Source organism: Halothece sp. PCC 7418, assembly GCF_000317635.1.
Taxonomy (GTDB): domain Bacteria; phylum Cyanobacteriota; class Cyanobacteriia; order Cyanobacteriales; family Rubidibacteraceae; genus Halothece.
In genome coordinates this window covers 3,970,271-3,983,874 of record NC_019779.1, presented here as the reverse complement: position 1 = coordinate 3,983,874, position 13,604 = coordinate 3,970,271, and the positions used below count along the sequence as shown (strand labels likewise).

The following is a 13,604-nucleotide window of genomic DNA, read 5'->3' as shown; positions in this document are numbered from 1 at the left end:
TCTTGAACTATCAGTTACTTGGCTTCCATCCAGTTTTTCCCCACGTTAATTTCTACCTCTAGGGGGATGCTAAGAGAGATGGCGTTCTCCATGGTTGCTTGAATTTGGGGACGCAGTTCATCCCATTCGTGAGGCGGAATTTCAAAGACTAACTCGTCATGAACTTGTAGTAGGAGACGGCTTTGGTAGGGCTTTAGCAGTTCATTGAGTTTAACCATGGCAATTTTGATAATATCTGCGCTTGACCCCTGAATGGGGGCGTTAGCAGCAGCACGGAGGGTTTCGCTTTCGTCTCTTCCGATTTTAATTTGGCTGAAATCAATGGTCTTGGGGTCGCTTCCTTTTAGTTGGTCGAGGGGGGAACTGGTAAAGTAAAAATAGCGTCTGCGTCCGAGTAAGGTTTCCACATAGCCTTGCGCGATCGCGCGTTTTTTCTGGTTTTTGAGATATTCAAATACGAGGGGATAACGGGCTTGATATTTCTCAATAAATTCTTTCCCTCGTTGATTACTCACCGCAGCTTCTCTGGCAAATCGTTGCGGTCCCATGCCATAAATCACCCCAAAGTTAATGGTTTTTCCCAGTCGTCTTTCCTCATCGGTAACGTCTTCTTTTTCAAACAATAATTGTGCTGTCACACGATGGACATCTTTTCCCGTTTGATAGGCATCCAGTAAAATGGATTCTTGACTGAAATGAGTCAGAATTCTGAGTTCAATTTGGGAATAGTCAGCAGAGACAAGTAACCAATCATCTTCGGGTAGAAACGCCCGTCGAATTTGACGGGAAAACTCAGTGCGAATGGGAATATTTTGTAAGTTGGGATTAGAAGAAGATAATCTTCCTGTTGTGGTAATCGCTTGATTAAAATCGGTGTAGATGCGTTGAGTGTCTGGGTTGACTAAGTTGGGAAGTGCATCCACATAAGTGGATTTTAATTTGGATAGGGTACGATGTTCTAAGATTAAATCAATAATGGGATGATCGCCCTGTAATTTTTCTAAAATCGCATGATTAGTGGAATAACCTGTTTTCGTTTTCCGAGACTTTTTCGGATTTAACTCTAGTTTCTCAAATAAAATCTCGCTTAACTGTTTCGGAGAATTAAGATTAAAGGTTTGTCCTGCTAAGTCATAGGCTTTGGTTTCAATCTGTTCTAACTTATTTCCCAATTCCTCAGACAGAGTTTTCAGATAAGCAGTATCGATTCTGATTCCCCAATACTCCATGTCTGCTAAAACGGGTTCGAGGGGGCGTTCAAGGTCTCGGAATAATTGATCTAACTGAGGAATGGCTTTTAATTCTGTTGCTAATAACTGAGTGAGTTGGTAGGTGACATAAGCATCCATCCCACAATATTCTGCAACCGTTGCCATGTCTAAGTCAGCAATCGTTCCTTCTTTCGGAATCGCTAATTCTTGATAACTTTGAGTGGATAAATCAGGTAAATATCGGGCTGCTAAATCACTTAAATTATGATTGCGTTCTGGATGCAAGACATAACTGGCTAACATCGTGTCAAATACCACACCATTTAATTGAATTCCAAAATGGCGTAACATCAAGCGATCAAATTTGGCATTTTGTAGGGTCTTGGGATACTGTTCACTTTCGAGAATTGGAGATAAAGCGGTTGTAATTTCTGCTGCGTCTAAGGCGATTCCTTGCTGATGATGAATGGGAATATAAGCGGTTTCTGTAAGATCATTTCCCCAACAGCAGCCAATCCCAACTAATGTCGCATCACGAGGTTTTAAGGCTGTCGTTTCTGTATCCCAACTCACTGGATAATCTGGGTCTTGATGTTGTTCTAAAATTGCGATTAACTGATCCAGTTTTTCTCGGGTATCAATGATTTCTGGTTGAACAGTGACTAAGTTTTCTTGTTGCTGCTTGGTCTCTTCTGCACTAAAAAACCACAGGCTTTCGTCTTCTATTTCTTCCTTTTTTTCAGGGTCGGGACTGCTACTTCCTCCTAGTTGTTGCTGGAGATAGTCCAGTTGTTTTAAGAACTGTTTGAGTTCGAGTTTGGCGAGAAGAGGTTTGAGTTTTACAAGGTTAATTCCTTTCAGTTGTAACTCATCAAAGTCAATTTCTAAAGGAATATCATCTTTAATTGTCGCCAGATAACGGGAATGTTCTGCATTCTCTTTTCCTGTGATTAATCGCTTTTGGACTGCGCCTTTAATTTCATCAATCTGGTCATAAATATTTTCTAGTGTTCCATACTGCTGGAGAAGTTTAACTGCTGTTTTTTCCCCAATCCCATTCACCCCTGGAATATTATCTGATTTATCTCCACAAAGGGCTTTATAATCAATAACTTGCTGCGGTTGAATACCCAAGGTTTCTTCGACATCTGCACTGTTATATTCTCGAATGGTTTTTGACCCTTTTAAGACGGATTTATCCAAATAAAGAACACTAATTTGTTCGGTTTCATCAATCAGTTGAAATAAATCGCGATCGCCGCTTATAATTTTAGTAAAGTATCCTTGGCTCTTTCCTTGTCTTGCCAGCGTTCCCAAGACATCATCCGCTTCGTAGCCTTCTGCGGTCACGACTTGTAAATTCAACGCTACCAGAATTTCTTGTAAATTAGCTAAATCAGGAATAAAGTCATCTGGTGTTTCAGCGCGATCGGCTTTATAGGTTTCATCTGCGTCATGGCGAAAGGTGGGTAAGCCTAAATCAAACGCGATCGCGCAGGCTTGTGGTTTTTCGGCTTCTAACACTAGCAATAAAGACTTGAGGAAGCCAAAACAGATACTTGTCGGCGTTCCATCTGAGGCTTTTAACCCCCCATCTCGACTTTTCGCAAAGGCGTAATAGGCCCGAAACGCCAGCGAATGACCATCAACTAACAATAAGACAGGGGAGGAATCAGACATTTTTGTTCTTGGTTTTCTGGATAACTGATGACTGGTTACGGGGAGACGTTTCTTGGAACGGTCACTGCTTCGGTTTTAACCAAACCAGATGACGCTGATTGGGTTTGATTTGATTGGTTTGTTGCTGCATAATAATCTCGCTTTGATTGGGATCAAAATTGCGGGTAAATTCTTGATTCAATTCATCAACACGGGCTTGGGTTTGTTGAACTTCTTGTTGAACTTCTTCTAAACGTAAACGTTGAGTTTGATAGTTAGGAACAAGTTTATTAATTGCAGCGATCGCTGCGGTAGCAAGGACAGCATTGACCACAATTTTTGCACCGATTTCAAGGGTTAATCCAGTATGAGGTGGTAACTGACGGCGATTACTTTTTTTACGGCGAGAACGAGTCTTTTTCCGACGGGGAGGCGTGACTTGTGCAGGAGACATAATCAGAAAACATAGAGACATTAATGGATTAACCTCATGCTATCGGTTTTCTGCGGTCTGTCATAGGAACTACAATACAAACAATCCGCCCACAGAACAAGTCTGTAGGCGTGATCAGTCAGTGAGCTAAGGATAACCTTACTTGTAAAGTTCTGTTGCTAACCGAAAGGCGAGAACGCCAGGAACTAAAGCAACGACTAAAGCAATTAAGATTTGGGTATCAGATAATGGCATAATTTATAGTCTCCTCTCAACAGACAATATTCTCTTACTACTTTGCAGTATGTTGAGTCAGAAACGATATGAATTGTTACAAAATGCTATAAAAATTCTCTAGGATTTCCGATCCAATCAAATCAGAAAAACCCCGATCGCGCGATCGGGGCTTGAGGATTAATCTAGACTAAGCAAGAGCCAATTAGTCAGTTCCTTCAGTCCAGGAGTTCATGTACTTGACTTGTGCTTCGCTGAGGTCGTCAATTTTAACGCCCATTGCATTCAGTTTCAGACGAGCGATTTCACGGTCAACTTCCCGAGGAATGGAGTGAATACCAGGCTCAAGTTTGCCTTTGTTGAGTGCGAGGTATTCAGATCCTTTAGCTTGGTTGGCAAAGCTCATATCCATTACCGCGCTGGGGTGACCTTCTGCGGAAGCGAGGTTAATGAGACGACCTTCTCCTAAAACAATCACAGACTTACCGTTGGGGAGAATGTATTGTTCAGTGAACGGACGAACTTCTTTGACTTCGCTTGCTTTCTCACGGAGAGATTTCAGGTCAAGCTCAATATCAAAGTGACCTGCGTTGCAGACGATCGCGCCATCTTTCATGTTGTCGAAGTGATGACCTGCGACCACGTGCTTGTTACCCGTGAGAGTCACAATCACATCACCGATTTTTGCTGCTTCATCCATGGGCATCACACGGAAGCCATCCATTGCAGCTTCAAGAGCGCGGATGTGGTCAATTTCAGTCACAACCACGTTTGCACCCATACCAGCAGCACGCATGGCGACCCCTTTAGAGCACCAGCCATAACCACCAACAACAACGGTTTTACCTGCGAGAAGGATGTTAGTTGCACGAAGAATCCCGTCAATGGTGGATTGTCCAGTACCATAGCGGTTATCGAAGAAGTGCTTGGTATCCGCATCGTTAACGTTCATCGCGGGGAAAGTGAGCACCCCATCGTTGTACATCGCACGGAGGCGGTTGATACCCGTGGTGGTTTCTTCGGTTGTCCCGATGATTTCTTTGATTTGGTCTTTACGATTTTGAATTAATCCAGCGGTGACATCACTACCGTCGTCGATGATGATATTCGGGCGATGATCGAGGGCGATATTGATGTGACGATTGTAAGTTTCGTTGTCTTCACCTTTAATCGCGAAAACGGGAATGCCGTAGTCAGCAACTAAACTCGCTGCGGTGTCGTCTTGAGTGGAAAGGGGGTTGCTGGCGATTAAAACTGCATCTGCACCACCTGCTTTCAGCGCGATCGCGAGGTTAGCGGTTTCAGTGGTGACGTGGCAGCAAGCGACCATGCGAATCCCTTCTAAGGGCTTTTCTTTCGCAAACTGGTCACGAATTTGTCTTAATACGGGCATCTCACGACTTGCCCATTCAATCCGTTGTTTCCCTAGTGTGGCGTAACTAAGGTCTTTTACTTCGTGTTTTACTTGTGTTGCTGTCATTTAACTTTACGAGTTGTTATTTCACATTGCGATCTCTACTAGGTTACTGCATATTGATCAGATGTCAAAATTTTTGGGATAGTTTAACTCAACCTTCTTTTCTGATTCCTTACGATTTATGAAGCGCAAATATATTTGGTTGGGGAGTTTGATGGCGCTTTTGCTCGTATTACTCCCGTTTAAGCAGTCTGCACAAGCACAATTCCCACTTTTGCCTAATTTTTCTGGAAATTCGTCTATTTTTATGTCTCCAGCAACAGAAAAAGTGATTTCGGGATGTATTCATTTAGACGGACGCTGTGTGCTGGAGGTGGGGGCTAATGAATCGGATTTATCCGCTCGCATCACCGAAATTGAGCAGCGACTGGAAAACATTACGGGTTACTATCTGCAAAATCCCTCTGCAGACGTAGATGTTCGTCAAGAAGCAGTGGGACAACTGGTTGATATTTATGTTGCTGTTGACCAACGGGAAATTCGTTTGTTGAGTGTCACCAGTCAAGATGCGAATCTGAAAGGGATGACGATTCAGCGTCGGGCTGAGCAAGTGATCCTTGAGATTAAAAATGCGCTACAACAAGCTAAACGAGAGCGAGAACAGGAGTATTTGATTGCTCAGGCAAAAAAGGGCGCGATCGCGCTACTCTTCCTGGTTGCACTAACAATTGCTCTCTATGCTTTGGAAAGGCGATTTCATCAAGAAAAAAAATCTCTCCAGACCACTCTTGATAGTAGCTCCGAGCAAGCAATTTCTACACAACTGACCCAAAACCAACGCCAACAATTAGCAGAAATTAAATATCGCTTAATCCAAATCTTCCGCTTTGCGGTTTGGTTAGGGGGGAGTCTTTATTTAGTCGGTTTATTTCCTTACACGCGATTTTTGCAAGGGCTAATTATTAATATCTTTCGCGTTCCTTTTCGCTTGTTCATTGTCGGATTAGGAACGTATTTTTTGACTCGTTTCTCATTTATTTTAATTGATAAATTTAATGGTGCTCTTGCTAACAACTATCTCCTCACCCCAGAAGCCAATCTGCGCTTACAACTGCGAATTTCAACCATTTCTAGTGTCGCAAAAAGCATTATTGCTGTCAGTTGGACAGTTGTTGGCGTTTTAGTCGGTCTTTCTGTTATTGGGATTAATATCGGTCCGTTACTGGCGGGTGCGGGTTTAATTGGGGTTGCCATTTCTCTAGCCTCTCAAAACTTAATTCGGGATGCAATTAATGGCTTTTTTATTATTCTGGAAGACCAGTATGCTGTGGGCGATGTGGTTGGAATTGCTGATGCAACAGGTTTTGTGGAAGCGATTAATTTAAGAATTACGCAGTTGCGAGATACGGAAGGACGGTTAATTACGATTCCCAATAGTGAAATTCGGACAGTAACTAACTACACCAGTAATTGGTCACAAGTGGATTTAAAGATTCCCATTGCTTATCATGCAGATGTGGAAAAAGCGATGCGAATTATTGAAGAAATTAGTGATAGTATGATGCGCGATCGCGCTTGGAAAAAAGAAATTTTAGAAGCCCCCGTCTTACTCGGTGTTGACGAGTTTAGTCATCAAGGAATAATGATTCGCGTCTGGATTAAAACCAAACCCTTACAACAGTGGCCCATTGGTCGAGAATATCGCCGTCGCCTGAAAATAGCCCTTGATCAAGCAGGAATTGATCTCGCCCTTCCTCATCAAAAAATTTGGCTTTCTCAAGAGAGCAGCCCATCAGATGATCAGTGAACAATGAACCAAGAACAATAATAATTAACGTAATTCTTGATTAATCGCTGCTTGGGTATCACAACCGACAATACCATCTACTCCTAGATCATGATCCCGTTGAAACTCAGCAACCGCTCCTTCCGTACCTGGACCATAGAGGCCATCCTTTTCTCCTTGATAATACCCTAACTGTTCTAATTGCTCTTGTAATAGCCTGACTGCTTCTTTCGAGCTTCCTCGTTGTAAAGGGCGGATGCAAGCACTCAACGGCTGCATATTCACAGTACGCTGGCTGTTGCTAGTTTCCTGCAGTCCTTCCCGATTCCCTGAAACCTGAGACTCTGAATTAGTTTCTGAAGCCTCTTCTGGTTTTGCTTCTGAATCAGGTGTACCAGAAACCCCTTGTTGGACTAAGTTTCCCGCAACCAAAAACCCCAAACAGAAAAAGCCCACGACCACTGTTGTCACTCCCGCTAGTTTTACCCCACATCCGAAAGGAAGCGAAGAAGAAGTGTTTGCTGCGGTTGCTTTTTGGGTTTGTGGAGGAAAAAATTGACCCGTTTTTGTTTTGCCCAAAGTTTTCGGGTCATTGACCATAATATGCCCTTTTTTCTTGAGCTTATAAAACCAATACCATTCTCGCAGCGCAAGTGTTTTATCATCACTATCGGGGAGTAATTCTAAAACAATAATTTTGGCTTTATTGGTATCCAGAATAATGCGCGATCGACAGGAAGAACTCTCTAAATGCTGTTTCACTCGGAGTTGAATATTATCGGATAATCCAACATAACTAACACTACCTGTGGTAATTTGATAAATTCCCCGCTGTCTCGGTAGTGTTTTCCAATTGATCATCTTTCCAATTTCGTTATTGGTTCTTCGTTAACTCGACACTTCATCAAAGCACTTGTGCGCGTAGCCAAGCAATGGGGAGATAGAGAAACTTCTCTGCTTTGGGAACATAAGCTCGTTGACTAAATACATCATACTCATTGCGCTCGATAACGTCTAAAATTCCTTGATAGAGCATTAGAGCCGTCCAAACGGGCCATCGGGAATCTCGACTAAGATCACAGATTCCTTTTTCCGCTTGGGTGTAAAATCCTCGTGCTCGTTCAATTTGAAATTGCATCAATTGTCGCCAATTTTCATTAATCACCCCTTGGAATAAATCTTCCTCACGATAATTAAACCGTTCTAAATCTTCTAGAGGGAGATAAATGCGTCCCCGTTCCGCATCTTCTCCCACATCTCTTAAAATGTTTGTCAGTTGGTTAGCAATGCCAAGAGCAACCGCTTCTTCTGTGGGGATATGAGTTTTTTGTTGTTTACGCCAAGGCGGTGTCCCCCCCTCAGATTCTACCCCTAAGACGGCATTAGACATGAGTCCGACTGTTCCCGCGACTCGATAACAGTAGAGATAGAGGTCTTCAAAGGTTTCATACCGATCGCGCTTGAGATCCATCCGTTGTCCGGCAATCATATCGCGGAAGGGCTGAATCTCTAGGGGAAACTTTTCTAAGGTATCCACCAGCGCGGTATCAGGATTTTCTACCGGATGACCCGCAAAAATGGATTCTAAGGTGGCTTCCCACTGATCGAGAGTATCGAGAGTGGTAAACTCGGCTTCAGGCCCATCGACCAGTTGATCGGTGCGCCGACACCAGACGTAAATTGCCCAAATGGCTTTCCGTTTCTCTTTGGGCATGAGAAGCGTTCCGAGATAGAACGTCTTGGAGTATTCCGCAGTCACTTGACGGCAGAACTCATAAGCGGATTCGACGGAGGGGTGGGAACAAGTCTGTTCAGGGTTTGGCAGTTGCAGCATTCACCGCAGGCGAGTAGGGTTCACGTTAAGACACAAAAATTGTCCCATTAATCGGTAGATAGGAACACAGAAGATCATTTTGCCACAGAAACGGGCTTTTTCTCCGATTTTTCCACAGAACTTACATCAGATTCAGTTTTAGTAATCGCTTGAGCCGTTAATTTTCCAGATAAGACCGCCCCTTCCATGCTGGCTAAATATTTTTGCATGGTGTAATCTCCTGTGAGATAAAAGTTGGAAATCGGGGTTTCTTGGGAGGGGCGATGGGCTTGTCTTCCTGCTGTGGCTTTATAAACTGACCGTGGGGTTTTCACCACATGAGATTTGAGCAACTGTGCGCGATCGTCCCCTGTAAAATATTTGGGGAAGAGTTGTTTTAATTCTTCCATGGTTGCTTCCACAATCTCTTCATCGGATTTACCAATCCAGTCTTTCGCCGGGGCAAGCACTAACTCTAACATGGATTTATCGGGGTCTTCATAACCGCGACAAGTATTACTCATATCAGCATAAACACTGAGTAAATCGGAACGGGAGAATAAGAGGTGATCAATATCCGTGAGTTTGCGATCAAACCAGAGATGCAGGTTAATCACAGGAACGCCTTCTAAGCCGTCTAATTGCTTGAAGAAGTCCATTTGTTTCCAGGGTTGGGGTAACATTAGCTTAAACGGATCAACTGGCATTGCAGAGACATAGGCATCGGCTGTGATCACTTCATCTTCTGCACCGTTTAATCCGCGAATGAGATAGCCACGGACACTGTTGTCTTCATTAAGTAAAATTTCTTTCAAGGGCGCGTTGAGACGGACTTCGCCACCACGTTCCGTAATATAATCCACCATGGGCTGACACAAGCGTTCTGTGGGTGAACCATCTAAAAACGCCATTTTTGACCCTGTTTTTTCTTGCAAGAAACGATTCAGTGCAGTGAGGAGAATCGTCGCAGAAATTTCATTGGGGTTAATGAAGTTTAAAGCCTTAGACATGGCAATAAAGACTTCTTTTTCCACCCGTTTGGGCATATTTTGCCGTTCCATCCACTCTGACCAAGTGTAGCGATCCATCGCTTCTACATAGCCTTGTCCGCGCAACATCGCTGGAATTAAGCCAATACCAAAGCGGATTTTTTCTGGCCAAGAGAGCATATCATTATTGCGTAAAATGGCAATCACCCCATTAATCGGTGCAGGAAGATCAGGAAAATCGAAGCGAGAATAAGTTCCTGGTTTTTCAGGGCGATTGAAGATCATCGTGTGTTCTTTCCATTGCAAGCGATCTTCAATATCCAATTCTTTGAAAAGTTGCAGCATATTGGGATATGCTCCAAAAAAGATGTGTAACCCTGTTTCGTACCAGTCGCCATCTTCATCTTGCCAGGCTGCGACTTTTCCGCCTAAGACATCGCGACGTTCAAGGACAATGGGGGTATGTCCCGCATCCACTAGATATTTGGCGCAGGAAAGCCCTGCTAACCCTGCTCCTGCAATTATGACCCGCATGGTTGTTTTACTGACTTTAAGTTTTCGTTCTCATTATACTTTGCATTTCGTTACATTTTAGCTCACCTGATAGCTTTAGCGGTTTCGTGAAGCGCGATCGCGCGAAGGTACTATTAGAGGCGATCGCGCTACAATCAAATCAAAAATGGCAAATCAAGACGCGATCGACCATGATCGGTTATTCAAAGAATTAATATCAACCTTTTTTCTCGAATTCCTAGAACTTTTCTTTCCGCAAGTTTTAGACTATCTCGAACCTGAATCCGTCACCTTTCAGGATAAAGAAGTCTTTACCGATGTCACAAGGGGAGAACGGTATGAAACTGATTTATTAGCAGAAGTTCGGTTTCGGGGGGAAAACTCTTATTTTCTCATTCATCTGGAAAATCAAGCCTCCTCCGAAAGTAACTTTAATCAAAGAATGTTCCGCTACTTTGCGCGGTTGCATGAAAAATTCAACTTACCGATTTATCCCATCGTCATTTTTTCTTATGACCAACCGCAAAAACAAGCGATTAATTATTACCAAGTTGAATTTCCTGATTTCCAAGTCTTACAATTTAATTATCGGGTGATTCAGTTGAACCGCTTAAACTGGCGAGATTTCCTGAATCAAGCCAACCCAGTCGCTTGTGCGTTAATGTCAAAAATGAACATAGCCCCTGCGGAACGTCCACGAGTCAAGCTGGAATGTCTGCGCTTATTAGCCACTTTACGCTTAGACCCCGCCCGAATGCAATTGATTTCTGGGTTTGTTGATACTTATCTGCGTTTAACCGCCAGGGAATTAGAAGTATTTAATCAAGAGTTTGAACAAATCGAATCAACAACAGTTAAGGAGGAAATTATGGAAATTACAACTAGCTGGAAAGAAGAAGGAAAACGGGAATTAATCCTTAACTTACTAACTTATCGCCTAGGAGAGTTATCCTCCCAAATACAAAGGGAAATTATGAGTTTAAATAGTTCTCAGTTAGATGAACTCGGTTTAGCATCATATAATTTAGAAAATGAGCAGGATTTAAGGGGTTGGTTGGCGAACTGTTTAGGAAATAATTAACAAGATGTTTTCACAGAGCGCGATCGCGCTACAATCCAATCAAAAATGGCAAACCAAGGCGCGATCGACCATGATCGGTTATTCAAAGAATTAATATCAACCTTTTTTCTCGAATTCCTAGAACTTTTCTTTCCGCAAGTTTTAGACTATCTCGAACCTGAATCCGTCACCTTTCAGGATAAAGAAGTCTTTACCGATGTCACAAGGGGAGAACGCTATGAAACTGATTTATTAGCAGAAGTTCGGTTTCGGGGGGAAAACTCTTATTTTCTCATTCATCTGGAAAATCAAGCCTCCTCCGAAAGTAACTTTAATCAAAGAATGTTCCGCTACTTTGCGCGGTTGCATGAAAAATTCAACTTACCGATTTATCCCATCGTCATTTTTTCTTATGACCAACCGCAAAAACAAGCGATTAATTATTACCAAGTTGAATTTCCTGATTTCCAAGTCTTACAATTTAATTATCGGGTGATTCAGTTGAACCGCTTAAACTGGCGAGATTTCCTGAATCAAGCCAACCCAGTCGCTTGTGCGTTAATGTCAAAAATGAACATAGCCCCTGCGGAACGTCCGCGAGTCAAGCTGGAATGTCTGCGCTTATTAGCCACTTTACGGCTAGACCCCGCCCGAATGCAATTGATTTCTGGGTTTGTGGATACTTATCTGCGTTTAACCGTCAGGGAATTAGAAGTATTTAATCAAGAGTTTGAACAAATCGAATCAACAACAGTTAAGGAGGAAATTATGGAAATTACAACTAGCTGGAAAGAAGAAGGAAAACGGGAAGGAAAACGGGAATTAATCCTTAACTTACTAACTTATCGCCTAGGAGAGTTATCCTCCCAAATACAAAGGGAAATTATGAGTTTAAATAGTTCTCAGTTAGATGAACTCGGTTTAGCATCATATAATTTAGAAAATGAGCAGGATTTAAGGGGTTGGTTGGCGAACTGTTTAGGAAATAATTAACAAGATTTTCGATGTTTTCTCTAACTTAATGGTAAGCCTTTCTTAAGGTTGGAGAAATACGTTAGGAGCAAAGTGCTTTCTCTTTCTCGTTATTGGCTGTTATGTACCAAAGCGATCCCCCCAAATCGCCAAAAGAAACACTTCCTACGATGTCTGATCTCCCGAGTGAGTTTCCAGAGTTAGGGATTGATCCTAATACGAATTAGCTTGGGCGAGTTGCCAGACCGTTTGCGCGATCGCGCGATCTTCATTAGTATGCAAGACAAACACTCTCACCGATGAATCTGGTGTGGCGATATCCTCATTTTGAGGAGAATTCTGATTTTTCTCAGGATCAATTTCAACCCCAAGATACCCGAGACGCTCACAGGCTGCTTGACGAACAATTGCTGAATTTTCCCCGACACCTGCAGTAAAAACCAGCACATCTAACCCTTGTAAACTGGCGACCATTGCTCCGATTTGGCGACAGAGATGATGGATATAAGTATCAAAGGCAAGTTGAGCGCGTTCATTTTCTCCCATGGCTTCAGTCACGGTTCGCATATCTCCAGACAGCCCCGAAAGCCCTTTTAATCCTGATTCTTTATTCAGGGTTTGATCAATTTCATCCGCACTTAGCCCTTTTTCTCGCAATAAATGGATAATAATTCCTGGATCAATGGAACCGCAGCGCGTTCCCATCATTAACCCTTCTAGAGGCGTAAAGCCCATTGTGGTGTCAATACTGTGTCCATTTTTCACCGCAGCGAGAGACGCACCGTTTCCGAGGTGACAGGTGACTAATTTTAAGTTAGATAAGGGTTGATCTAAGAGTTGGGCTGTTTTTTGAGCGCAATATTCATGACTAATCCCATGGAACCCATAACGGCGGATTCCTTCTTCGTACCATTGATAAGGTAGGGGATAAATTGCCGATGTTGTGGGAATTCGACTATGAAACGCGGTGTCAAAAACCGCCACTTGTCCAGCGTTGGGAAGCAGTGTTTCCATCATCTCAATTCCTTGCAAGTTAGATGGATTATGATTAGGCGCAAGAGAAATCAGTTGCGCGATCGCGCTTTTGACCTCTTCGGTTACCCAAGTCGGTTGTTGATATTCACTTCCCCCATGCACCACCCGATGACCAATATAATCAATTTCTTGCCAAGACTCTAAAACCGCCGTATCCCCTTCACATAGCATCTTAAAGAGGGCTTCCATTGCCACTAACCGATCTTCGGTTTCCTGCTTGTCTTCCCAAACTACGCCATTACTTTCGACTTTCAGCTTGGCAACCCCTTGCTGTTGGCTAAAATCAATACTTCCTGACCAGAGTAAGGTGATCACCTCTTGAGAACGTTCATCATTGGGGATATAGTAAAGAGAACTTTTTTGACTGCTAGAACCAGCGTTTAAAACGAGAATCTTCATATTATATTATTGCTCAGACCAATGGCTTGTTTTCAGGGTAAGGTCATGATCGCGCGATCGCGCTGAAATTAAACCTGTTTTAA

Annotated in this window: 11 protein-coding genes; 3 read left to right on the top strand and 8 right to left on the bottom strand. The window is 43.0% G+C overall.

Annotated features, from left to right (window positions below):
- Positions 1 to 14: 14 nt before the first annotated feature.
- The 4 genes from polA to ahcY form a co-directional block, all read right to left on the bottom strand.
- Complete coding sequence (polA, locus tag PCC7418_RS18245) at positions 15 to 2,891, bottom strand: DNA polymerase I (RefSeq protein ID WP_015227665.1); 2,877 nt, start codon at positions 2,889 to 2,891, stop codon at positions 15 to 17.
- Positions 2,892 to 2,952: 61 nt separating this feature from the next.
- Positions 2,953 to 3,345 (bottom strand): hypothetical protein, encoded by a 393-nt coding sequence (locus PCC7418_RS18240; protein ID WP_015227664.1) that lies wholly within the window; start codon positions 3,343 to 3,345, stop codon positions 2,953 to 2,955.
- 117 nt (positions 3,346 to 3,462) lie between these two features.
- The gene (psaM, locus tag PCC7418_RS18235) at positions 3,463 to 3,558 is read right to left on the bottom strand and encodes a photosystem I reaction center subunit XII (RefSeq protein ID WP_015227663.1); all 96 of its coding nucleotides are present in this window, start codon (positions 3,556 to 3,558) and stop codon (positions 3,463 to 3,465) included.
- Between the two features lie 184 nt (positions 3,559 to 3,742).
- Positions 3,743 to 5,017, bottom strand: a complete 1,275-nt coding sequence (gene ahcY, locus PCC7418_RS18230; RefSeq protein ID WP_015227662.1) for an adenosylhomocysteinase — start codon at positions 5,015 to 5,017, stop codon at positions 3,743 to 3,745.
- Positions 5,018 to 5,168: 151 nt separating this feature from the next.
- Here ahcY and PCC7418_RS18225 point away from each other — a divergent pair, with 151 nt between their 5' ends.
- Entirely contained in the window at positions 5,169 to 6,761 is a 1,593-nt protein-coding gene (locus PCC7418_RS18225) for a mechanosensitive ion channel family protein (protein WP_171814931.1), read from the top strand.
- Between the two features lie 24 nt (positions 6,762 to 6,785).
- Here the strand turns inward: PCC7418_RS18225 and PCC7418_RS18220 are convergent, their stop codons facing one another.
- The 3 genes from PCC7418_RS18220 to pds form a co-directional block, all read right to left on the bottom strand.
- Positions 6,786 to 7,601 (bottom strand): peptidoglycan-binding protein, encoded by an 816-nt coding sequence (locus tag PCC7418_RS18220; RefSeq protein WP_015227660.1) that lies wholly within the window; start codon positions 7,599 to 7,601, stop codon positions 6,786 to 6,788.
- Positions 7,602 to 7,644: 43 nt separating this feature from the next.
- Positions 7,645 to 8,574, bottom strand: a complete 930-nt coding sequence (crtB, locus tag PCC7418_RS18215) for a 15-cis-phytoene synthase CrtB (protein ID WP_015227659.1) — start codon at positions 8,572 to 8,574, stop codon at positions 7,645 to 7,647.
- Between the two features lie 74 nt (positions 8,575 to 8,648).
- Positions 8,649 to 10,076 (bottom strand): 15-cis-phytoene desaturase, encoded by a 1,428-nt coding sequence (gene pds / locus PCC7418_RS18210; protein ID WP_015227658.1) that lies wholly within the window; start codon positions 10,074 to 10,076, stop codon positions 8,649 to 8,651.
- Positions 10,077 to 10,221: 145 nt separating this feature from the next.
- Here pds and PCC7418_RS18205 point away from each other — a divergent pair, with 145 nt between their 5' ends.
- Both PCC7418_RS18205 and PCC7418_RS18200 read left to right on the top strand, forming a co-directional pair.
- Positions 10,222 to 11,136, top strand: coding sequence for a DUF4351 domain-containing protein (locus tag PCC7418_RS18205; RefSeq protein ID WP_015227657.1), 915 nt, complete (start codon positions 10,222 to 10,224; stop codon positions 11,134 to 11,136).
- A 45-nt stretch (positions 11,137 to 11,181) separates the two neighbouring features.
- Positions 11,182 to 12,108 (top strand): DUF4351 domain-containing protein, encoded by a 927-nt coding sequence (locus tag PCC7418_RS18200; protein WP_015227656.1) that lies wholly within the window; start codon positions 11,182 to 11,184, stop codon positions 12,106 to 12,108.
- Between the two features lie 192 nt (positions 12,109 to 12,300).
- Here PCC7418_RS18200 and PCC7418_RS18195 read toward each other — a convergent pair whose 3' ends face one another.
- Positions 12,301 to 13,521 carry an acetate/propionate family kinase gene (locus PCC7418_RS18195; RefSeq protein ID WP_015227654.1) on the bottom strand — a complete coding sequence of 407 codons (1,221 nt, stop codon included), beginning with the start codon at positions 13,519 to 13,521 and terminating at the stop codon, positions 12,301 to 12,303.
- Positions 13,522 to 13,604: the final 83 nt, after the last annotated feature.

Coding starts and splice junctions, on each gene's coding strand:
- polA (WP_015227665.1), bottom strand. CDS start 2,891: ATGTCTGATTCCTCCCCTGTCTTATTGTTAGTTGATGGTCATTCGCTG.
- PCC7418_RS18240 (WP_015227664.1), bottom strand. CDS start 3,345: ATGTCTCTATGTTTTCTGATTATGTCTCCTGCACAAGTCACGCCTCCC.
- psaM (WP_015227663.1), bottom strand. CDS start 3,558: ATGCCATTATCTGATACCCAAATCTTAATTGCTTTAGTCGTTGCTTTA.
- ahcY (WP_015227662.1), bottom strand. CDS start 5,017: ATGACAGCAACACAAGTAAAACACGAAGTAAAAGACCTTAGTTACGCC.
- PCC7418_RS18225 (WP_171814931.1), top strand. CDS start 5,169: ATGGCGCTTTTGCTCGTATTACTCCCGTTTAAGCAGTCTGCACAAGCA.
- PCC7418_RS18220 (WP_015227660.1), bottom strand. CDS start 7,601: ATGATCAATTGGAAAACACTACCGAGACAGCGGGGAATTTATCAAATT.
- crtB (WP_015227659.1), bottom strand. CDS start 8,574: ATGCTGCAACTGCCAAACCCTGAACAGACTTGTTCCCACCCCTCCGTC.
- pds (WP_015227658.1), bottom strand. CDS start 10,076: ATGCGGGTCATAATTGCAGGAGCAGGGTTAGCAGGGCTTTCCTGCGCC.
- PCC7418_RS18205 (WP_015227657.1), top strand. CDS start 10,222: ATGGCAAATCAAGACGCGATCGACCATGATCGGTTATTCAAAGAATTA.
- PCC7418_RS18200 (WP_015227656.1), top strand. CDS start 11,182: ATGGCAAACCAAGGCGCGATCGACCATGATCGGTTATTCAAAGAATTA.
- PCC7418_RS18195 (WP_015227654.1), bottom strand. CDS start 13,521: ATGAAGATTCTCGTTTTAAACGCTGGTTCTAGCAGTCAAAAAAGTTCT.